We start from the raw sequence: 22,796 nt of genomic DNA, 5'->3' as shown, positions 1-22,796 counted from the left end.
TATATTTAGTATACCACATTTTTCAAACTTCTTCAGTCCAAATATCTGCACCAAGTGATTTTAGAGTTTTAACGATATTTGTATAACCACGATAAATATGTTTGACGTTATAAATAGTCGTAACATCTTCAGCTAGCAATCCAGCTACAATCAGACAAGCGCCTGCACGTAAATCACTAGCATAAACCTCTGCGCCAGTTAATTTTGATGGTTTTATAGTTGCTGTACCATTGTCTGCTGAAATGTTTGCACCCATATTTTTCAGTTCATCTACATGTTTAAAACGAGCTGGGTAGATTGTTTCAGTAACAAACGACACACCATCAGCCATAAATAGTAATGGTGTTATTGGTTGTTGTAAGTCAGTGGCAAACCCTGGGTATACTAATGTTTTAATATCGACACTAATATAAGGCGTGTTGCGTTTAATAAGTACGCTGTCATCATCAACTTGTATGTCTACACCTAATTCTTTAAGCTTAACTGTAAGTGGTTCTACATGCGTTGGAATAATATTATTAATTCTGATATTTTCACCACAAGCAGCTGCTATACACATATATGTACCCGCTTCAATTCTATCTGGGATTACTTGATGATGTGAACCATGCAAACGTTCTACACCATTAATTTTAATTGTACTTGTGCCTGCACCTTTAATATCAGCTCCAAGGCTCATTAAGAAATTCGCTACATCTACCACTTCTGGTTCTTTTGCTGCATTTTCAATAATTGTCTGACCTTCAGCGCGTACCGCTGCCAACATGATATTAATCGTAGCGCCTACACTTACTATGTCTAAAAATATATTTGCGCCAACCAATCTATCTGCTTCAATCTTCATTGAAGTGCTACTTGATTCATCAACTTTTGCGCCTAATGCTTTAAATCCCTTAATATGTTGATCAATCGGTCTTGGCCCTAAGGGGCAGCCGCCAGGTAAACCAATGACACACTTTTTAAATCTTCCCAACATTGCTCCCATCATATAATAAGAAGCACGTAATGATTCTACTTTATTATTTGGTAATGGTGCATTTTCAATATTTTCAGGGTCAACATGTAATGTCATGCCTTCTAATTCCGTTTCAATGTTTAAATCTCCAAGTAAACTTACTAAAGTCTCTACATCAGAGATTTCTGGAAGGCCTTCAATTGTTACTTTATCTTCAGCCAAAATCGCTGCTGGTATAATTGCTACTGCACTGTTTTTAGCACCGTGGATATTCACTTCACCTTTAAGTGTTTGACCACCTCTAATTTTAATCACTTCTTGAACCATTCGCTTGTTCTCCTTTGCCTTTCAATCGATATTCTGTTCCAATATATCATTTGCATTATAAATTAAATGATTACAGTTTGCAAAGCACAACAGTTTCATAAAATCTATTTCAAATTTAATTAAGTGCTGTATAATGCATATAATTTTTCATTATAATTTCTATTTCCCAATATTTCACAATTTAAATCACTTTTTTAAGATTTATTTATAAAAATTATGTAAAGCACTGTAATTCTATTTATCAGCTTTCAAAGCCTAACAAATTATAACATAAAAAATGGGACGAAACAGAAATCAAAAATTCAATTTTGATTTCATATTCTCGCCCCAGAAGATGACTAGAGATCTAAAAGCTCATTAGAAGCTTATTTAATAATTAGACAATCGCAGTGCTTATGATTTAAGCCACTTAGCAGTAGTGTAGAATGTCATTATAACAATTATAACCTAGTCAACGTTTGCTATATAATAGTTAAATTATTTAGCTTTGTTAGATGTACCAAACTCTTTAATTTTACCAATTACTGTAGCTTTAATTGCTTCGCGAGCTGGTCCTAAATATTTACGAGGATCATAAACTTCTTTGTCATTATCTAACGCTTCACGAACAGCTTTAGCAGAAGCAATTTGGTTTTCAGTATTTACATTAATTTTAGCTGTACCAAACGGGATTGCTTTTTGGATATCTTTAGTAGGGATACCTGTACCACCATGCAATACTAGAGGTAAACCAGTAGAAGCACCAATTTCTTCCATTTCTTTGAATCCTAATTTAGGTTCACCTTTGTAAGGTCCGTGTACTGAACCTAAGGCTGGAGCTAATGTATCAATACCTGTTCTTTCAACAAGTTCTTGACATTCTTTAGGATCTGCATAGATAACACCTTCAGCAACAACATCATCTTCTTGTCCACCAACAGTTCCTAATTCCGCTTCAACTGAAACGCCGTGTTCATGCGCATATTCAACAACTTTTGAAGTGATTTCAACATTGTCTTCAAATGAACCGTGAGAAGCATCAATCATTACTGAAGTAAAACCAGCATCGATTGCTTCTTTACATTTTTCAAAGCTTGAACCATGGTCTAAGTGAATTGCTACAGGAATAGTGATTTCTTTGTCGTGCATTAATCCTTCAACCATTTTAACAACTGTGTAGAAACCACCCATGTAACGAGCAGCACCTTCAGATACACCTAGGATTACTGGAGCGTTCTCTTCTTGAGAAGCTTCTAAAATCGCTTGTGTAAACTCTAAGTTATTTAAGTTGTATTGACCAACTGCGTAACCATTTTCTTTTGCGTCTATTAACATTTCTTTCATTGAAACTAAAGGCATGAAAGTTCCTCCTTGGTGCTTTAAGCACATATTTTTACAATCTAATTATATCAAAGTCCTATCATTTTTGCATTCTTCTATATAATTGTAAGCGTTTTTATTTTACATTTTTTATTCAAAAAGAGAAAACCTTATAATTTATACCATTTTTTAAATAAATACAACAATTTAAATTTTATATTTTTATACACCTATAAAAAACGCGATATTAGAAATAAGTTAAATACTAACTTTCTGATATCACGTTTAATCTATATATTATTTACTTTGTTGATGTTTTAAAGATGCTTCAATAAATGCTTTAAAAATCTGTTGTGGACGGTTAGGTCTTGATAAAAATTCTGGATGGAATTGACAAGCAATGAAGAAGTCATTTTCAGGAATCTCTACCATTTCAATTAAACGGCCATCTGGACTAGTACCAGAAAAGACCATGCCGTTTGCTTCAAGTTGTTCTCTATAATCGTTATTGAATTCATAACGATGACGATGTCTTTCTTCAATATTTGTTTCGTTATAAATATCGTGAGCTAAAGTACCTTCTTGAATATGGCAAGGATATAATCCTAAACGTAATGTACCACCTAAGTCTTCAATATCTTTTTGTTCAGGTAATAAATCGATAATTGGATGTGGCGTACTAGGATCTAACTCAGCAGAATGTGCACCGTCAAGACCGATTACATTTCTAGCGAACTCAACAGTTGCAAGTTGCATACCTAAACATATACCAAAGTAAGGTACATTATTTTCGCGCGCATATTTAATTGCAGAAATTTTCCCTTCACTCGCACGGAAGCCAAATCCACCCGGTACTAAGATACCGTCTACATCAGCTAAGACTTCTGAGACGTTGTCATCTGTTACTTCACTAGAATCAATCCATCTTACTTCGATATCTTTTTTCAATGGATATCCCGCGTGTTTTAATGATTCTACAACTGAAAGATAAGCGTCTTGTAAGCTTACATACTTACCTACTAAACCAATTGTTATTTTTCCATCTAAACTATTTACAGTATCTAATAAATATTGCCATTCATCTAATTGTGTTTCATATTTCGCGTTCAATTCTAAACGTTTTATTACAATATCATCCATATCTTGGTTACTTAATTGTAATGGGATTTCGTATAGTGAGTCAGCGTCGCGACACTCGATAACACTTGCTTTATCAATATCACAGAATAAGGCAATTTTATCTTTTAAGTCTTGTGTTAATTCATATTCTGTTCTAACTACAATTAAGTCTGGTTGTATACCAAGTCCACGTAATTCTTTTACACTGTGTTGTGTTGGTTTTGTTTTCATTTCGCCGGCTGCTTTAATATAAGGTAGTAACGTACAATGTACATACATTACATTTTCACGCCCTAAGTCACTACGAATTTGTCTAATTGCTTCAATGAATGGTAATGATTCAATATCACCAGTCGTACCACCGATTTCAGTAATAACAACATCTGCATTTGTACTTTCCCCTGCTAAAAGTAAACGTTCTTTTATTTCATTTGTAATATGTGGAATAACTTGTACAGTACCACCTAAGTAATCACCACGGCGTTCTTTTTTCAATACATGAGAATAGACTTTACCTGCAGTTACATTTGAATATTTATTTAAATTTATATCAATAAATCTTTCGTAATGTCCTAAGTCTAGGTCTGTTTCTGCACCGTCATCCGTTACAAATACCTCACCATGTTGATAAGGACTCATCGTACCTGGATCTACGTTTAAATAGGGATCGAATTTTTGGATAGTTACTTTTAATCCTCTATCTTTTAATAATCTTCCTAAAGATGCTGCTGTGATACCTTTACCCAATGAAGAAACAACTCCACCAGTTACAAAAATAAATTTTGTCATGTTCTGCCTCCTATTATTAAAACAGTAATTTCCTTCAATACCTATGATTGACAAATACATTTCCAATTCAGTGGTTAATTAATTTGTGAGGTAGTTTTTACATAGCAAATGATTTATATGTACGAATTGCCTTTACAAACAATCACCTAAATTAAAAATATTATAAAGCTTATATAGTAATTTAAATAAAAAAATCGCTCCCTCTCACATGGTTGTAAGGGGGAGCGTATATTATTTATACACGTCGTCCTATTTAAAGGAGCCCGAATAAAATTTTATCATGTTCCTGGAAAAAGTCAATTAAATCTCAAAGAATTATTCTTCAAAATCCTCTTCTTCTTCTTCATTTTCATCGTCTTCTTCGTCTTCTTCATCAAAATCTTCGTCGTCCTCATCGATAACGATATCCGATTCATTTAGGTCTTCATCTACATCGTCTTCTTCAGGGTCTTCTGGATCGTTTAGTGTTTCTTGGTCATCAGTTACCGCTGGAATATCATCATCGTCGTCAGTTTCATCTTCACCAAGCAGTTTTAAGTTTTTATCTTCTTCAGCATCGTCATCTAAAATGTCGAATTTTTGAATTGTTGGAGCAATTTTCTCTTCGATATCAGCAACTGAATACCAATCACGTAACCCCCAAATATTTTCTCCAACATTTAGAAAACGTCCATCTGTGTTTAAATCCGTATAAAATTGAACAATTCTATCTTCAATCTGCCCATCTTCATAGTGGCCTAGTGCTTTAAATTCATCAATGATATCATATAAATTCATCGTATCATTTTTTTCGTTTAATAATGTATAAGCCATATCGATAAATGATTTCTCATCAACCATTTCTTTTGTATAATCTTGAATTCTCATTATTTATTCTTCCTTTCAAAGGCGTTTATCCAAATCAGTACTAAGTTCATCATAAGTAATAATAACAAATGTAAATTATAAATGACAATGCTTAATTTCGCAATCGCATTTAGTAATTTATATATTTTTCAAAAACAATAAAGTCATCAGCTGCTTCAATTTCAACAAAATTACTATTTATACATAATGATTTTAATTCATTATTCTCTCCAAAAAGTGTAATAGTAAGAAGTTCCACATCATCAAAATGTTTTCTGACATATGTTGCTAGTTGTCTCAACGCGCTTTCTGCAATACCGTGATGTCTTTTATCTTTATTAACTTCAATCTTAGAAATATTCATTCTTCCATCATGTCGTTCAATAGCTATAAAACCAACTTTTTGACCATCTTTAATTAAATCTATGATATGGATGTTAAAAGGTTGTTCGTCTGTATTTGGCTTTAATTTTAACGATGAGACATGCTTAGAATCCAAATCTAAATAATATAATCGCTCTTTGCCAATAGGCCCTTCTTCTTTTGTCGCAGCATGCATAAACCCTGCACGTTCATATACATTCCATGCACCTTTATTTTCTGCGTCAACCACAAGATATAAGTGGTTAAAATTTGGAAATAAATCTTGAACATATTGAGGCAAATACATCATCATCTTCGTGCCATAGCCATAACCTTGGTAATCTTCATTTACAGATAAAGACCTAACATAAATGACTTGGCTTGGTGTATCATATCCTTCATGTTGATAATATTGATGTAACACAAAAAAACCAATAACATCTCCCGCTTCATTTAGTGCGATGTTAGGGATTCTGTCCTCATCATTTATTGCATCGTCTAATACATCTTTCGGTAAAGAAGAATAGATTTGTTGACGTTCATTTAAATTAAAATTATAAAGTGCTTTTCTATACTTTTCTTCAAACGGTTGTACTATAATATTTTCAAAATTTTGCTTAATCACCATTTAATATCCCCTATTAAAAACGTAGTAGTAATTATTAATACCACTATTACACATGAAATAATCTATAAAACTAGAATTAATTTTAAAATATATTCATCGCTCTATTACTTATTGATATTTTGCCTATTCTAATTATTCTCTCAAAAGATAAAATATGTGAGTCTATATTTCACTCATTTATTTTCATATTTAATCTTAATTCAAGTGAAGAAATTGCTACTCTAGTAAATTCTTAGTTGATTTTCTTAAATTTTATTATACTATTAGTTAAAATGGAAATTTTTTAGGAGGAATTCAAAGATGAAAATTGGCATCGATGCTGGTGGAACGCTTATTAAAATTGTTCAAGATTATGCCGGTAAACGTGAATATAATACAAGATTAACAACGGAAATCGATGATGTCATCAAATGGTTGAGCCAACAAGACTGTGAAAGTATTAGTTTGACAGGCGGTCAAGCTGCACTCATAAATGAAAAATTAAATTTTGATGCACGTGTATTTGTTGAATTTGATGCAGCTGCCAAAGGGCTAGAAATACTGCTTGAAGAACAAGGACACTTTTTAGATGATTACATTTTCACAAATGTAGGTACAGGTACTTCTATACATTTTTCTAATGGAGATAGTCAACAGCGTGTCGGTGGCGTTGGTACTGGCGGCGGTATGATACAAGGCCTAGGTTATCTATTAACCGGAATAAAAGACTATAAAAAATTAACCGATACTGCTCAAAACGGTAATAGAGATATTATTGACTTGAAAGTAAAACACATATATAAAGATAGTGAGCCACCCATATCTGGTGATTTAACAGCAGCAAACTTTGGTAATGTCTTACATAATTTAGATACTAACTTTACAGATTCTGATAAATTGGCTTCTGTCATAGGTGTCGTCGGTGAAGTTATCACTACGATGTCTATCACTGTAGCTAGAGAACATAGCACAGAAAATGTTGCATATATCGGTTCATCATTCCATAACAATGAATTATTGAAAGAAGTCGTTAAAGACTATACCGTGTTAAGAGGCTTCAAACCGTATTATATTGAACATGGCGCCTTTTCAGGGGCACTAGGTGCTATTCATTTATAAACAAAATCCAATTATTTACTGCCTGTAAAGATAAAAGGACTCCGAGACATATTTTCATGTCTTAGAGCCCTTTTAATTTAAAAAGGAAGCTGATCCAATACTTTTTGTGCAGGTACTACACTACCTAAAACGCCTGGTTTCAAATCAATTGCAACTGCGTTATCATCATCTCTTAGGTTATCTAACCATTCAGCAAATACTTCGCCTTCTACTTCTATGATGTCGCACTCTTCAAAATCTTCATCTCTTACCTTCTCAGCTCTGTTTTTGATACTCCATACAGGCATGATATTAGGTCTTTGATGTGATTCATCACTAATCATAAGAAATTGTTTAACGCTTTTATTTGTCAAACCGAATACTGCGTCTTCTTTTGCAACATCTTTAACAAATTCTTTCAAACGAATGTTATCTAAATCAGACATTAATTCATTCGTAGCTTCTGCGATAGGTATAAGTTCACCGTCTTTTTCAGAAGTAGGATTCATCAATACTTGTTCGTTATCTTCAAAGACATTATCGATTTCATAAGTTACAAAGCGATCGATATCTATCTTCTTAATTTTATCGTAATCAATTTTTTGCTTTTTCAAGTAAGCTTCAGCAGTCTCTTTATCAGACCATGTACATACGACCTTGTTATCATCTACTTCTTGTCTGATTAATTCTTTTGCTTCCGTTGCAACATAAAATACTTCATTAATTAATATTTCTTTAAAAAATGAGTTTTCTTTATAAGACATCAAAACACCTTCAATCCATTCATAATAAATTACCTATATTAAGAATATAAAGGACTGCATGGTTCTAGTCAATCGCCGATAATAAACGAGAAGACATACAACTTATATTCATGATAAAAGTTTGACAGCAAACAGCTGTTACTGTGAAAGAGCCTTATGCTTACTGTCATAGGCATATCAACTTTCTATACGATACTGAGAAAATTACCTACATTCATCTTTTAATAGGTTCTATAGATTATATCAGCCTTTTTTCAGTTCTTTTAAAAACTGTTGCTCCATTGCTTCCACTAACACTTTACTTTCTCCGTGCCAAATACAACCAAACCTTGATTTAACAGTTTCATTCTTATACCAATCACCGTCATAATATGATAATGGGAATAAGACACCTTTATTTATATATTTTTCAATTGTATCGAAGAAATGTTCGTTATCACAATTATCTGGTGCTAAATAACTAAAGAATTTATGATATCTACCTTGCAATTCAGGTTCTAGCAATAACATACTCGTTGAACCATTTTGTCTGAAATTTAAATCTATGGCAAATACTTCTCCATGTTTATCTAATAGCAAATCAAACCCAGCGATACCAAAGTACCCTTCTGCTACGCCTATTTCCATTATTTCTCTGCCAGCTTGAATCACTGATTGTGGAACATCATGTGTATTTTGGTTCCCTTTGTAAGAACCATAATTATCTGTAATCTGGTCGGATGTACCAATGTATTGAATACCTGTATCTTTAGAATATGCAAATTGTACACAATAATTCGTAACTATTTCTACTTTTTGCTCTATAATAATTGTATCTGTTTCATTTTTTGCTTTTTCAATTCGGATTTTAGCTTGCTCTAAATCCCTTTCATTATTACAAATCATAACACCATATCCACCTGCTGTCGGTAAGTCATCACCAGGTTTTAAAACAAATGGAAATGCCCAAAAAGAAACCGCATCACTAAAATCATCAATCCCTACAACTTCTCTTTTAGGTAAATATTTGTAATTAGTCCATTCTGGAATCCGTGCTTTATTATTTAAAGCCATAAAAACATCTTTATTTAACGCATAATGCGCTTTGTTTACAATATCTTCACCGTGAATATATTGAAAATATATTTTTTTATTGTCATTTATTGCTAAATCTTGAATCACCTGTTCATAACTTCTTTGATCATTAAATTGAATAATATTTGAAGGGATAACTTTACCCACTGCTTCAAACAATATTTCCAATTTATTTGTAACACATGCCTCATGTACTATTACAGGCATTTGGTTAGCGATGATGAGCTCTCTACCAGTTAGAAAATTAGATTGATGTTCTTCAGGCTCTAACCAAGGATTTGAAACGTATGATGGCCTTGAAGTATAGACAATACTAGAATCATAAAGATCACTAAGTGTTAATTGAGGGTGCAGAGAGCTTCGATTATTCATTTTTTATGCTCCTTTATATATCGGTGTTGCTCAATAATTTCATCAAACAACGCTTTATTAGTGATTAATTCTAAGCCCATTAAGGCAAGAATCTTCGTGCCTCTGATTAAGGCATTATCACCGTGTGTACTTATTGCAGCTTCACGAAATCTATGCGTGTGGCCAACCAAATTGCGAGATCCTATTTTAATATGCGGATGTATTGTAGGTACGATGTGGCTTACATTCCCTGTATCTGTAGACCCATATCCGAAATCGTCATCTATAACGGCTTCTCCCATTTCAGTTGCGTATTTCGCAAATAAATCGTCTAACTTAGAAGATTTTATAAATTCATTTACGCCGTTTTGTATTGGGCCAAATTCATAATCACAACCAGTTTGAATGGCTGCACCTTTTGCAATATGTCCTACACGTTCTGTTAATATATCTAATTCTTGACGTGAAGTTGCTCTTGTATAAAAACGCGCATGTGTATAATCTGGAATTATATTGGCCGCTTTACCACCGTCTAATATGACACCATGTACACGTTGTCCATTTTTAATATGTTGTCTCAATTGCGCTACACCATTAAAATAAGAAATCATTGCGTCCAACGCATTTCTAGCTTCATCAGCATTTTCAGAAGCATGTGTACTTTTACCATAAAATTTGATATCTAAAACATCTACCGCTAAAGTATCAATCGTTCTATAAGTTTCGTTTCCAGGATGCACCATTAATGCAATATCTAATTCATCAATTACGCCTTCTTTAACATAAGTTGCTTTAGCGCTCCCATTTTCCCCACCTTCTTCAGCTGGACATCCAAGCACAATAACCTTCCCACCTATTTTATTTATAAGTTGCTTCAACGCAATACCTGCAAAAGTGCTTGCTGTTCCAATAATATTATGACCACAAGCATGACCTAAACCTGGTAAAGCGTCATACTCTGCTAAAAATCCTATTGTAGGACCTGGTAAATCTGATTCGTACCTAGCTATAAAACCAGTAGCATGACCAGCAATATTCGTTTCAACTCCAAAATCATTTGCAATTAACATTTCAATTAATGATCTAGAAGCAAAAATTTCTTCGTTCCCTAATTCAGGTCTTTGGTGTATTTGATGACTCATTTCTAAAAATTTATATTTATCATTTTCTATGTAATCTAAAATAATTTGTTTGTTTTCCATAGTATAAATACGCCCTCCTAATATTGCCTTTATAGCGATTAACACTAAAGTGAAACGCAATAAGTAATTTATTTAATAACACAATTTATAACGTACAAAACTTGTTTTAATTATTACTTATTCTATCGGGTTTATTGGATTCTGTCATTAATTTTCTGAAATTTATAATAACTGATAGTTGTTCTATGGGTTTACCCAAATACAGAAATTGTAAATACTGTTTGGTCTTGTTACAATTACCTTAGGTAAAATATTAGGAGGGCCGTACCATGCCAAAAATGAATGTTGAAAGCTTCAATTTAGATCACACAATCGTATCTGCGCCATTTTTAAGACTTGCAGGGAAAATGGAAGGCGCAAACGGAGATGTTATTCATAAATATGACATCCGCTTCAAACAGCCAAATAAAGAACATATGGATATGCCTGGATTACACTCACTAGAACATCTTATGGCTGAAAATATCCGTAACCATTCAGATAAAGTCGTTGATATTAGTCCAATGGGTTGTCAGACTGGCTTTTACGTTTCATTCATTAACCATGATGATTATGGAGATGTACTACAAATCATCGAAAAAACAATTCAAGACGTATTAAATGCTACAGAAGTACCCGCTTGTAATGAAGTACAATGTGGTTGGGCAGAGAGTCATTCATTAGAAGGCGCAAAAGACATCGCGCAAACATTTTTAGATAAAAAAGATGAATGGCATGATATTTATGGCGATAATAAGTAACTTTAAACTAAAGTCTTTACAATGAAAATAGAACATAAATAATTATTTGTTATTAATAAAAAGATGAAGTTAAGCTTAAAAATCTATGCTTAACTTCATCTTTTTTATCAAACGTAAGTGTTATATTTAGAACTATTTAAATCATATATAGTAACCTTACCCTTAAATAAAAAACGCTTCAAAGTATACATTTATCAATGTTCACTCTGAAGCGTTTCTGTATTATTCAAACCATAATTTATAGTTTGCTTATCATCTTTATCATAACAAACTGTAACGGAAGCCTACCATACAACGCCCACTTTGGTAGTTCTTTGCCGCCTAAAGGCATATTGTTACGCGCCATGTAAATATTGGCTGGAAACACAGCCCATAAAAACGCAATGATAGACTTTTTCAAGCATGGTGACGGTTTGCGAGTTAGTAATAATAAACCAAAAATAACTTCAAACACACCAGTAATTAACACTGCTGCTTTTCTGAACGGAAGATATGACGGTACGATTGCTCTAAATTTTTGTTCATCTTTAAAATGCAAGACACCAGCAACGCTAAAAACAATTCCAAAAACTACTCTTGCTATTTTATTCATTTTTCAACACCCATTTCTTTTAAGTAACTTCTACCAAACTCTGGTAATTTCACGCCAAAGTTATCCGCAATCGTTGCTCCTAAAGAACTAAATGTATTATCAACTGTTAATTCATGATAATCTTTAATTTTTGGGCTAAACATCAATACTGGTATAAACTCTCTTGTATGGTCTGTGCCATCTGCAGTCGGGTCATTCCCATGGTCGGCTGTAATAATCACAAGATCGTCTTCCTGTAAATGATTAATAAGTTCTGGTAGACGCTCATCAAACTCTTTAAGCGCTTGCGCATAACCACCTTTATCACGACGATGGCCATATAACGCGTCAAAATCAACAAGGTTTAAGAAACTCATCCCATTAAAGTCTCTTTGTACAGTTTCAACTAATTTATCCATACCATCCATATTATCTTTGGTACGAATTGATTCAGTCACACCTTCACCATCAAAAATATCATTGATTTTGCCTAAAGCAATCACATCATAACCATTGTCTTTTAATTCATTCATCACTGTTCTACCGAATGGTTTTAAAGCATAGTCATGTCTATTTGAAGTTCTTGTAAATGCACCAGGCTCGCCTATATAAGGTCTAGCAATAATTCTACCTATCAAGTATTTTGGGACTTTAGTTAACTCTCTAACCTTCTCACAGATATCATACAATTCTTCCAAGGGTATAATGTCTTCATGTGCAGCAATTTGAAGTACAGGGTCCGCTGAAGTATAAACTATCAAATCACCTGTTTTCATTTGATGCTCGCCCCATTCATCAATAATCTGCGTTCCAGAAGCAGGACGATTAGCCACAACTTTACGACCAGTTAATGATTCTATTTCACTGACAAGTTCTTCAGGAAAGCCTTCTGGGTATACTTTAAAAGGTTGCATTATATTTAAGCCCATAATTTCCCAATGACCAGTCATTGTGTCTTTACCCACTGAAGCTTCACTCATTTTAGTGTAAAAAGCTTGTGGCTGGGATTCTTGTCCAATAATCGGTAATGGATCAATATTACCTAAACCAAGCTTTTGTAAGTTTGGTAAGGTTTGATTAAAACCTTCTAATGTGTGTTTTAATGTATGGCTACCTTCATCGTTAAAAGCTTTGGCATCCGGTCCTTCTCCAATGCCAACTGAATCCATAACGATTAAATGTACACGTTTAAACGGTGTAGTCATGACGTTCACTCCTATTCAGTAATAATTTCGTGAATCAATGTCGGTTCAGTACCAGTTTGACTTATTGTGATATTTTGATTGAGTTTATCTTTAACGTCATCAATTTGTTCTTTATTACTATGAATGGTTAATAATGCTTCTCCTTCATTCACCTTGTCTCCCACTTTTTTATGTAGTATGAGACCAACACTTAAATCAATATCATCTTCTTTTGTTTGTCTTCCTGCACCTAACATCATGGAAGCAACTCCTATTTCATTGGCAACAATTTCAGTTACAATGCCAGATTTTGGCGCTAGTAATTCAATTTGATACTTAGCTTGTGGTAATTTTTCAACATCATCTACAACTGAACCGTCTCCATCTTGATTTTCTAAAAACGTTCTAAATGTTTCTAGTGCTGAACCATTTTGAATTGCATTTTCTAACAATTGACGTGCTTCACCCAAATCCTTAGCTTTACCACCTACGACAATCATTTGTGAGCCTAATGTCATAACTAATTCTGTAAGGTCTTTTGGCCCTTTACCTTGTAAAGTTTCAATTGCTTCTTTAACTTCTAAAGCATTTCCAATAGCATTACCTAACGGTTGGCCCATGTCAGAAATGATAGCCATCGTATTTCTACCTACATTGTTACCAATACGAACCATTGCATGCGCTAACGCTTCAGCCTCTTCAATTGTCTTCATAAATGCACCATTACCTGTTTTCACGTCTAACACAATGGCATCTGCACCTGCGGCAATTTTTTTACTCATGATTGATGAAGCAATTAATGGAATTGAATTTACAGTTCCTGTAACATCACGAAGCCCATATAACTTTTTATCTGCTGGTGTGAGGTTACCACTTTGACCTATAACAGCGACTTTCGCTTCATTAACTAACTTAACAAATTTATCTTCGCTGATTTCTACGTGGAACCCTTCGACAGATTCTAATTTATCAATCGTTCCACCAGTATGCCCTAATCCACGCCCGCTCATTTTTGCTACAGGCACACCTACTGATGCAACTAAAGGCGCTAATACTAATGTAGTTGTATCGCCCACACCGCCAGTTGAATGTTTATCTACTTTAATCCCTTCGATATCAGATAAATCTATGACGTCACCAGAATTTACCATAGCCATTGTTAATGCTGCACGTTCGTCATCATTCATATCTTGAAAATATATCGCCATAGCTAAACTTGATGCTTGATAATCTGGAATATTATCATTGGTATATTCATTAATAAAATACTCAATTTCCTGTTTAGTTAATATTTGTCCATCACGTTTTTTTTCAATAATATCTACCATTCTCATATGAGTTGGCCTCCCTTTTCAAATAAAGACGTAAAAACATTGATATTCCCATGTTAAATGATTAATTAATAATCAGAATTACTTTCTAAACCTTGAACGATTTGAACACCTGCACTTGCACCAATTCGCGTTGCGCCCGCTTCAAGCATTTGGTTAAAGTCTTCTAAGTTTCTTACACCACCTGATGCTTTAACTTCTAAATCGTCTCCTACAGTATCTTTCATTAATTTCACATCTTCCGGAGTAGCTCCTCCGCCAGCAAATCCTGTTGAAGTTTTAACAAAATCTGCACCAGCTGCTTTACTTAATTCTGATGCTTTAACTTTCTCTTCATCTGTTAATAGGCATGTTTCAATAATAACTTTAACTGTTTTTCCATTTGCAGCGCCTACTACGCCTTCAATATCTTTTTGTACTTCATCGAAACGACCGTCTTTTAATGCCCCAATATTGATGACCATATCTACTTCAGACGCGCCATTTTTAATCGCATCTTCAACTTCAAACATCTTTGTTTCTGTTGTAGATGCACCTAAAGGAAACCCGATAACCGTACATACTAATACATCAGAACCTTTAAGTTGTTCTGCAGCATATTTAACATGTGTAGGATTGATACAAACTGATTTAAAGCTAAATGACTTAGCTTCCTCAATAATTTTATCAATTTGAGCTCTCGTAGACTCAGGTTTAAGTAATGTGTGATCTATATATTTTGCGTAATTCATATTAAATCCTCCTAATTATCTATATGTTTTCATACCACTCATAATTATAAAGCAAAATTAATAACATATCCTTAATAAACAACTTTTCTTTATCTCTATATTACAAAAATTAGCAAAAATAATAAACAAATGTTATCTTTAATTTGATAAAGAATTTAAAGGAGAAGATGACTATGACAAAAGCAACACCTCATATTCAACCTAATGGGACTAAAATCGCTAAAACTGTATTAATGCCAGGCGATCCGCTTCGAGCAAAATATATTGCTGATAATTATTTAGAAAATGTTGAACAGTTTAACGAAGTACGTAATATGTTCGGCTATACAGGTACATACAATGGTAAGGAAGTATCAGTAATGGGCTCCGGAATGGGTGTACCAAGTATTGGTATCTATTCTTATGAACTTTATAATTTCTTTGATGTTGAAACGATTATTCGCATCGGCTCTTGTGGTGCATTACAAGAGAATGTAAACCTTTATGACGTTATCATTGCTCAAGGTGCTTCAACAAATTCTAGTTATGTTGAGCAATACAACATTCCAGGCCACTTTGCACCGTTGGCAGATTTTGACTTAATATTGAAAGCAAAACAAAAAGCAGATGATATTGATGCAACAACTCATGTTGGTAATATCCTATCGTCTGACACATTCTATAATGCTGACGAAACATTCAATGAGAGATGGCAACGTATGGGTGTCTTAGGTATTGAAATGGAATCAGCAGCATTATACTTAAATGCTACTTATGCAAATAAAAAAGCTTTAGGTATCTTCACAGTAAGTGATCATATCTTACGCGATGAAGCTACAACAGCCGAAGAACGCCAAAACTCATTTACTCAAATGATGGAAATTGCGTTAGAAATCGCCGAATAATTAAAGATTGAATATTACTGTTAATCTTCACTGTGGCAGAAAACTAACAGTATAGCTATTAATTTCAGAGATAAATAAAAAAGAAGCTTTTCAGTACAAAAATATCTGAAAAGCTTCTTTTTATATTTATTTATAGTTTATAATAACTTACTTATCTACCTAAGTAAGATTTTAACATCCAATTATGTTTATCAATGTTTGTTTGCATACCGATGAACATATCTTCAGTTACATCGTCGTCTGCATTTGAAGCAACTTCAATCGCTTGTTCTAACTGTTCAGATATATTCTCGAAATCTTTTGAAAGTTCTTCAACCATTTCTTCGGCTTTATAACCTTTTCCAGCTTCTTCGATAATTGAAAGTTCTAAACTTTCTTTTAAGGTTGCTACTGGATTACCTCCTGCTGCTAAAATACGTTCAGCTAAATCATCAATATATTGACTTGCTTCATCATATAATTCTTCAAATTTAGTGTGTAATGAGAAGAAATTAGGCCCTTTTACGTACCAATGAAAATTGTGTAATTTAGTGAATGCTACTGTCCAGTTCGCTACTTGTTGGTTTAATACTTTTACTACTTCTTCATTATTTTTTGCCATAAAAAATCTCTCCTTTTAAAATTCATAATCTCCATAGAATGATAATACAATTTCTTAATTACAACTATTATTATATTATAATCATTATAATTTGTAAAGAATTTATCGTGTTTAAATTAGAATTATTTCAATCTATATATCGATGACAATAGCCCTTTACCATAGAATAAATAAACCTTGTTCATTCTAAGTCTTTTCTGTACGGCATTGCACCTTGAGCTCCTAATCCAGTTACTGAATAGCTACCTGCTAAATTAGCAAAAGCAACTGCTTGTTCTAATGGCTTATTCTCAATTAGAGCAACGGCTAATGCACCATTAAATGTATCACCAGCACCAGTAGTATCAATCACTTGCTTTTTGTATCCCTCGACTAACTGTTGAGAATCACTGTAATACATTGCTCCTGAAGCGCCCTTAGTAACAATCAATTTATGTGGATATGCTTTTAATGCATCATCAACTTGATAATCAAATAGTAATTCACTTTCAGTTTCATTAGGTGTTAGCCACGTTACTTTATCGATTATTGCTTTATCCAACTTTCGATATGGCGCTGGATTTAATATAACCTTCATACCATGGTCAATAGCATAATCAACAACAGCTTGTATCGTTGACTCTGGTATTTCGTGTTGCATTACAATAATGTCTCCAGCACTAAAATTTTTAAGTTTCGGCAGCACACTTTCTGCTGTCACATAATTATTTGATGCAGGTACAACAATGATACGGTTATCATCATCAAACAAAGTGATATGTGCAGTACCAGACTTTTCATTTTCGATAATATCCATATAAGTTGTATTGACATTATTCTGTTCTAAATTTGATAGAATATGTTTGCCATTATCATCGTCACCAACAGCGCCAATCATATAGACTTCATTACTTAGTCTAGCTGCTGCGACTGCTTGGTTTGCCCCTTTACCTCCTGGGTTTGTAAAAAAAGAGCTCCCCATTACTGTCTCTCCGGCTTCAGGTAAGATTTCTGTTTGTACTACCAAATCAATTGATGCGCTACCTATCACTATAATTTTCCCCATGATTGTATCCTCCGTAGTTTCAGCTAAAATTCATTAATCAATAAAAAATGATTTTTCGTAATCATTTGGTTGATGCCAATGTGTTTTCCACATATGATTTCTATTGTCAGCAAATAACTGATAACCTAAATCTCTAATGAATTTAGGAGTTAAATGTAATAATACCCCTAACCACTTATAATTAGTCAATGAAGTTATCAATGTTGTAATTGCATCTGATTTATATTCTAAGTGATCTCCTTCTTGCAATATCACGCTATCATATTGTTGAGTTTCAGGATAGTTTGATAATAGGTTCTGTGCTGTATCACCTTGCAATGACGCAAATTGGTACCGTCTAGATAAACCTTTTTGTATCAACCATATTGCATAATTATAACAATAAACACAATTACTATCATAATAAACTATTGGCATATTCACCACTCCTTATATTATATAACTTTATAGTTAATTATTCATAAATTAAAATTCTCCTATATTTATTATAACCTAAATTACATAGAATAAATCATACCGTTATTCACTATAAATGATATATTGTTCATTTTATGAAATGAACACAATAAAAAAAGCTTACCTCGTCTTTAAATAAGACGATTGTAAGCTAAATTACACGATTAAAAAATATACAAATATCTAAAATTCCAACTTAATATTAAACTGTTGTTAATATAATTCAAACGCTTTTAAAGACAAGACTATGACAGCAGTTAATATGCTCCGAAGTATACAGAGGGTTAAAAAATTCATCGTATCCTCTTAGTGATAAGTGATGGTCATTTACATTAGTCTTGATTTACTTTCACAATTCTAGTGTATTTTAAAAATTGTTCGGTATACTTTTGTTTAATATCATTTAAATTATCATAAGTCACACCCACAATATGCCAATTAGGGTTAAAGTGGTAATATGAATCTTTCTTTCTAGACCATTTTACCATTGTGCCATCTTTATTATATCGCGGTAATGTTACTTCATAACCTTCTAATACATTGATATAAGCTTGAAATACATCTGGATCAATTCGATTAAAGTTATCTATCACTAAATAACTTTTATCTTTACGTGGCATGAGATTAGTAATAAATCCTTCTCTATAATATAATGCACCTGTTTCATTTGGTAAGTATTTACCATAAAGCATATCTTCAGAAAAATCAGGGTGACCTATTGTTATTACAGGATTCGCGTTTGTCTTCTGTAACAAGTCTTCTGCCGCTTTTAGACCTTCGCCTTTATCTACAACAAGTAGAATGAATGGCTTCAACTCTTCTTGCGCTTTATCAATAACATTTTCAGTAGGAACGGACTCAAATTGTGATTTCAGTCCATCATTTGCGCTCATATCAAGTATTGCCTCGTATTGTACTTGAGACAAACTAGCAATAGCTTGTTTAGCATTTTCCTGTAAAAAGTAAATGTTTTTTAATTTAGGATGCTTGTTCAATGTACCAAGTGATACAGGTTCAATTTCCTTTTCAAAATAAATTTCAATAGCAGTACTATTGGTTCTACCGGGTATCGGCGCCTTTTCATGTATATGTTTACTGACTTCACCTATACCAATAACAGATTGGTCTCGTTTTTTATTATAAAAAACAAGTTTATCACCGATTTCAAGTTGCGTATAAAAATGGTAACCATTGCGTTTAATCCCGTTATAGGTATGTGTATAAATTGTATTATATGATTTTGGTTCAAACTCTTGTGCTTCTGATACAAAAAAGTATCTAGGAATTTTAGTTTCACCTTTACCTAAACTAACGATTAATTCAAATTCTTCTTTTGTAATTTGATTAAAAAGTGTCTCTTTCATATTACTCATTCTAAATTCTAATTGTTCGCTTCTCTTTAAATAATCAGCTGTTAAAGGCTTCAGTTGTTCTTGCAACTGAAAATGAACACGAATTTTATTTTGTGCGCCAGTTTGAACACTTGTAATTTCTCCAAAACCTAATAAGCCAGTATCCATCTGTACTTGATAGAAGACAACTCGATCTCCTACTTTAGCTTGTTTAAAGGATCGGAAACCTTGTGAAGGATTAAATTGTGCACCTGATTCAAATAATGTCGTTTGTCCTACCATTGGTTCATTATGATTCCAGCGATTATAACCGCAGTTTAACCAAAAATAACTTGTTTCCTCTACCATTTAGATACTCCTTATCTCATATAAAAATTCTATTTTTCCTATTATATTCAAAAAAATCATTTAGAACAAACATTATAGTAAGTTAACTAACTTCATTGTAATCAAACTTGTTACAATCACTACAACCCATGTAACTAAACCAAGTAATACTGGTTTGAAACCAGCCTGCTTAAATTGATTAAAGTTAACGTTCAAACCAATACCTGCCATAGCCATTGTAATTAAAAATAATGATACTTGTTGGAAAAAGCTAATGACCATTGGTGAAAAATTGAAAATAGTACTAATTAAGGAAGCTACAACAAACCATACAATAAACCATGGGAATATTTTAGCAATTGATGTATCCGTCTGTGCTTCTCTTTCTTTACGTATCGTTCTATATGTAAAAAATAATACCACTGGGATAATCATTAATGTGCGTGTTAATTTTACAACTGCACCAGTTTCTAACGCTGTTTTACCATAATTTGATGTTGCTGCAATCACACTTGAAGTATCATTAATAGCCGTTCCACCAAAATAGCCAAACGCGCTTTGACTCATATGCATAATGTGACCTAAAGGTGGAAAGATAAAAACAGCCAATAAATTAAATAAGAAAATAGTTGAAATTGCAAAAGCAACTTCGCTTTCTCTCGCCTTGATAACTGGGCTCGTTGCTGCGATAGCAGAACCACCACATATCGCTGTACCAACACCAATTAATATACTGAGATGCTCATTTATTTTAAGTATTTTCATCAATAAGAATACTGCCAAAAACGCAGCACATAATGTAACAATAATAATTGGTAATGATTTCCATCCAATGACGCCTATGGATTGAAAGCTTAGTGTAAACCCTAATACTACAATACTATAATGCAGTATTTTCTTACTACTGAATTTAATACCTGCTTCATATTTTTTGGGAATTAAGATTACATTATTAATTATTATACCAAGTATTATGGCAAAAATAGCACTTCCAATTATGGGGAATTTACTGCCCATGATTGTGGCTACCATCGCGATAACTAATGTCATAACAACTCCTCTTACTTTATCCAATCTTGTCACCCCCAATTTAAATTCTATTTTAACATATTTATCCATCGTAAACTTTTAAAGTTCAAATGGTTTAAGTAATTTTTAGCAGTTTATAAAAAGGTATCAAAAAGTCAAATCATCATTTAATTGGCATATATATTTATTAATTTCACATACTTATACGATAGATATGAATAGTTAATTTGAAATAAAATAATGTATCTATTTCATATTATCTAATTATATATATGACAGAATATTTGAGGCTGAGACATAAATTTATGTCTCAGCCTCAAAATTATAAATCATTGCGCTAAAGTTAGCGCCCCCATAATAGGCATCAAATTAATTAATACACCGCCAAATTTCAACATACCGCTTATCTCTTTATCTGGAAGCGTAATTAATGCTGAAATAATACCAAGCGCACCGATTATAATTGGAAAAGCCATTGAGGGAAAGATAGGTATTTTCAGAAACGTACCGGCGCCAGCTAATAGGCCACAAATTAAGGAAACATATAAAAATTTATACATGTGCATACTCTCCCACTGTTTTAACTATAGATAACTTACTATTAGTTCATAGTCACCCTCAAATATAGTATCTAAATCATCGGAAGTTAGGATAAAATTCTGTCCTTGATTTAAAGTATAAACCTCTCCATCTATAATGACTTGTCCTTCTCCTTTAAGTACAGATACTAATACGAACTCTCTCGGTTTCATATAATTTAAAGTGCCAGAAATTTTCCATTTTACAATGGTAAAAAAGTCACTAGACACAAGTTGTGTTCTTTTATGGTTTTCAATAATTTCTGTGTCTGTCGGAATATTAATATTATCATTAGAAAGTTCAATTACGTCTTTCGCTTTATCTTTATTTAACGCACGTTTGTCCCCTGTCTCATGAGTGCGCTCATAATCATAAACCCTGTATGTAACATCTGAAGATTGCATCGTTTCATAAACAAGTATACCTTCTCCAATAGAATGAATTGTTCCAGCAGGTATAAAATAAAACTCGCCCGGCTTAACTTTCACCTTATTTAACAATGCTTCACAATCTTCTTCTTCAATTTTATCTATTGCGAGATCTTTTGATTCTGTATTTAATCCATAGATAATTTCTGCACCTTCTACAGCATCAATAATATACCAACATTCTGATTTACCATATTGCCCTTTTTCATTTTCATATGCATAGGCGTCATCTGGATGAACATGAACCGATAAAGATTCTCTCGCATCTACTATTTTGGTCATTAATGGAAACTCTTGACTTGGAAAGTCGCCAAATAATTCTCGATGCTCAATCCAGACTTGATCTAACGTTTGTCCTTGATATGGACCATTCAATATTTCACACTTACCATTTGGATGTGCTGATATCCCCCATACTTCTCCTACATAATCGCTGGGTAAATCATATCCATAATCTTTTAAACGATTGCCTCCCCAAATTTTCTCATGAAATACTGGCTTTAAAAATAACGGCATATATCACACCTCCAAATTCTTAAGTTGTAATTTAATTATTATATTTATCTTATATACTTTTGCATGATTGTCATATGCGTATCATTTCAAAATTTTCAGAACCATTGTGATTGTATCATATTCATCCCCTTAGAATAAACGCTTAACTCACAATACTAGCACTTTGAAGCCACTTTTAATTATATCAATGCTTTATGAAATTAGGTAGTCTATTATATTTTGTTCAAT

The 22,796-nt window shown here is 33.0% G+C and carries 22 protein-coding genes; 3 read left to right on the top strand and 19 right to left on the bottom strand.

Annotated features, from left to right (window positions below; genetic code table 11):
* Nucleotides 1-22: 22 nt before the first annotated feature.
* The 5 genes from J5E45_RS12480 to J5E45_RS12460 form a co-directional block, all read right to left on the bottom strand.
* Nucleotides 23-1,282 carry a UDP-N-acetylglucosamine 1-carboxyvinyltransferase gene (locus J5E45_RS12480; RefSeq protein WP_039069081.1) on the bottom strand — a complete coding sequence of 420 codons (1,260 nt, stop codon included), beginning with the start codon at nt 1,280-1,282 and terminating at the stop codon, nt 23-25.
* Nucleotides 1,283-1,759: 477 nt separating this feature from the next.
* Entirely contained in the window at nt 1,760-2,620 is an 861-nt protein-coding gene (gene fdaB / locus J5E45_RS12475; RefSeq protein ID WP_039069082.1) for a class IIb fructose-bisphosphate aldolase FdaB, read from the bottom strand.
* Between the two features lie 258 nt (nt 2,621-2,878).
* Complete coding sequence (locus tag J5E45_RS12470; protein ID WP_039069083.1) at nt 2,879-4,489, bottom strand: CTP synthase; 1,611 nt, start codon at nt 4,487-4,489, stop codon at nt 2,879-2,881.
* Nucleotides 4,490-4,804: 315 nt separating this feature from the next.
* Nucleotides 4,805-5,356: a DNA-directed RNA polymerase subunit delta gene (rpoE, locus tag J5E45_RS12465; RefSeq protein WP_039069085.1), complete on the bottom strand. Its 552-nt coding sequence runs from the start codon at nt 5,354-5,356 to the stop codon at nt 4,805-4,807.
* Nucleotides 5,357-5,465: 109 nt separating this feature from the next.
* Nucleotides 5,466-6,326 carry a GNAT family N-acetyltransferase gene (locus tag J5E45_RS12460; protein WP_039069086.1) on the bottom strand — a complete coding sequence of 287 codons (861 nt, stop codon included), beginning with the start codon at nt 6,324-6,326 and terminating at the stop codon, nt 5,466-5,468.
* A 300-nt stretch (nt 6,327-6,626) separates the two neighbouring features.
* Between J5E45_RS12460 and coaW the strand changes: the two genes are divergently transcribed.
* On the top strand, nt 6,627-7,424 hold the full coding sequence (gene coaW, locus J5E45_RS12455; protein ID WP_101051250.1) for a type II pantothenate kinase: 798 nt from the start codon (nt 6,627-6,629) through the stop codon (nt 7,422-7,424).
* 77 nt (nt 7,425-7,501) lie between these two features.
* On the opposite strand, the gene J5E45_RS12450 is transcribed toward coaW, so the two are convergent.
* From J5E45_RS12450 to J5E45_RS12440, 3 genes are all read right to left on the bottom strand, one after another.
* Complete coding sequence (locus J5E45_RS12450) at nt 7,502-8,167, bottom strand: DUF2750 domain-containing protein (RefSeq protein WP_101051249.1); 666 nt, start codon at nt 8,165-8,167, stop codon at nt 7,502-7,504.
* 243 nt (nt 8,168-8,410) lie between these two features.
* On the bottom strand, nt 8,411-9,613 hold the full coding sequence (gene ldmS, locus J5E45_RS12445) for an L-aspartate--L-methionine ligase LdmS (protein WP_208182299.1): 1,203 nt from the start codon (nt 9,611-9,613) through the stop codon (nt 8,411-8,413).
* Complete coding sequence (locus J5E45_RS12440) at nt 9,610-10,794, bottom strand: M20 family metallopeptidase (protein ID WP_101051247.1); 1,185 nt, start codon at nt 10,792-10,794, stop codon at nt 9,610-9,612. Before J5E45_RS12440 ends, ldmS begins: the two co-directional genes overlap by 4 nt.
* A gap of 269 nt (nt 10,795-11,063) precedes the next feature.
* Between J5E45_RS12440 and J5E45_RS12435 the strand changes: the two genes are divergently transcribed.
* A complete protein-coding gene (locus J5E45_RS12435; RefSeq protein ID WP_208182298.1) occupies nt 11,064-11,534 on the top strand; it encodes an S-ribosylhomocysteine lyase in 471 nt (156 codons plus the stop codon).
* Between the two features lie 238 nt (nt 11,535-11,772).
* Here the strand turns inward: J5E45_RS12435 and J5E45_RS12430 are convergent, their stop codons facing one another.
* From J5E45_RS12430 to deoC, 4 genes are all read right to left on the bottom strand, one after another.
* Nucleotides 11,773-12,126, bottom strand: coding sequence for a DoxX family protein (locus tag J5E45_RS12430; RefSeq protein ID WP_039069094.1), 354 nt, complete (start codon nt 12,124-12,126; stop codon nt 11,773-11,775).
* Nucleotides 12,123-13,310 carry a phosphopentomutase gene (gene deoB, locus J5E45_RS12425; protein ID WP_208182297.1) on the bottom strand — a complete coding sequence of 396 codons (1,188 nt, stop codon included), beginning with the start codon at nt 13,308-13,310 and terminating at the stop codon, nt 12,123-12,125. The genes J5E45_RS12430 and deoB overlap by 4 nt, the downstream gene beginning before the upstream one ends.
* Nucleotides 13,311-13,321: 11 nt before the next feature.
* Nucleotides 13,322-14,623: a pyrimidine-nucleoside phosphorylase gene (locus J5E45_RS12420; RefSeq protein ID WP_208182296.1), complete on the bottom strand. Its 1,302-nt coding sequence runs from the start codon at nt 14,621-14,623 to the stop codon at nt 13,322-13,324.
* Nucleotides 14,624-14,688: 65 nt separating this feature from the next.
* Nucleotides 14,689-15,351 carry a deoxyribose-phosphate aldolase gene (gene deoC, locus J5E45_RS12415; RefSeq protein WP_039069097.1) on the bottom strand — a complete coding sequence of 221 codons (663 nt, stop codon included), beginning with the start codon at nt 15,349-15,351 and terminating at the stop codon, nt 14,689-14,691.
* A gap of 173 nt (nt 15,352-15,524) precedes the next feature.
* Between deoC and deoD the strand changes: the two genes are divergently transcribed.
* Nucleotides 15,525-16,235 carry a purine-nucleoside phosphorylase gene (deoD, locus tag J5E45_RS12410; protein WP_208182295.1) on the top strand — a complete coding sequence of 237 codons (711 nt, stop codon included), beginning with the start codon at nt 15,525-15,527 and terminating at the stop codon, nt 16,233-16,235.
* Nucleotides 16,236-16,386: 151 nt separating this feature from the next.
* Here the strand turns inward: deoD and J5E45_RS12405 are convergent, their stop codons facing one another.
* From J5E45_RS12405 to J5E45_RS12375, 7 genes are all read right to left on the bottom strand, one after another.
* Nucleotides 16,387-16,836, bottom strand: coding sequence for a Dps family protein (locus J5E45_RS12405; RefSeq protein ID WP_039069100.1), 450 nt, complete (start codon nt 16,834-16,836; stop codon nt 16,387-16,389).
* Nucleotides 16,837-17,017: 181 nt separating this feature from the next.
* Nucleotides 17,018-17,881, bottom strand: coding sequence for a ribokinase (rbsK, locus tag J5E45_RS12400; protein ID WP_208182294.1), 864 nt, complete (start codon nt 17,879-17,881; stop codon nt 17,018-17,020).
* A gap of 33 nt (nt 17,882-17,914) precedes the next feature.
* Entirely contained in the window at nt 17,915-18,298 is a 384-nt protein-coding gene (locus J5E45_RS12395; protein ID WP_039069103.1) for a thiol-disulfide oxidoreductase DCC family protein, read from the bottom strand.
* 371 nt (nt 18,299-18,669) lie between these two features.
* Nucleotides 18,670-20,037 carry an EVE domain-containing protein gene (locus tag J5E45_RS12390; protein WP_039069104.1) on the bottom strand — a complete coding sequence of 456 codons (1,368 nt, stop codon included), beginning with the start codon at nt 20,035-20,037 and terminating at the stop codon, nt 18,670-18,672.
* Between the two features lie 72 nt (nt 20,038-20,109).
* The gene (locus J5E45_RS12385) at nt 20,110-21,090 is read right to left on the bottom strand and encodes a YeiH family protein (protein ID WP_069792538.1); all 981 of its coding nucleotides are present in this window, start codon (nt 21,088-21,090) and stop codon (nt 20,110-20,112) included.
* Between the two features lie 284 nt (nt 21,091-21,374).
* Nucleotides 21,375-21,605: a hypothetical protein gene (locus J5E45_RS12380; RefSeq protein WP_039069106.1), complete on the bottom strand. Its 231-nt coding sequence runs from the start codon at nt 21,603-21,605 to the stop codon at nt 21,375-21,377.
* Nucleotides 21,606-21,629: 24 nt separating this feature from the next.
* Nucleotides 21,630-22,568, bottom strand: a complete 939-nt coding sequence (locus tag J5E45_RS12375) for a type I phosphomannose isomerase catalytic subunit (protein ID WP_039069107.1) — start codon at nt 22,566-22,568, stop codon at nt 21,630-21,632.
* Between the last annotated feature and the right edge of the window lie 228 nt (nt 22,569-22,796).

Source organism: Staphylococcus shinii (assembly GCF_017583065.1).
Classification (GTDB): Bacteria; Bacillota; Bacilli; order Staphylococcales; family Staphylococcaceae; genus Staphylococcus; species Staphylococcus shinii.
The sequence above is the reverse complement of the archived record's forward strand: the minus strand, read 5'-3'. Positions and strand labels throughout refer to the sequence as shown.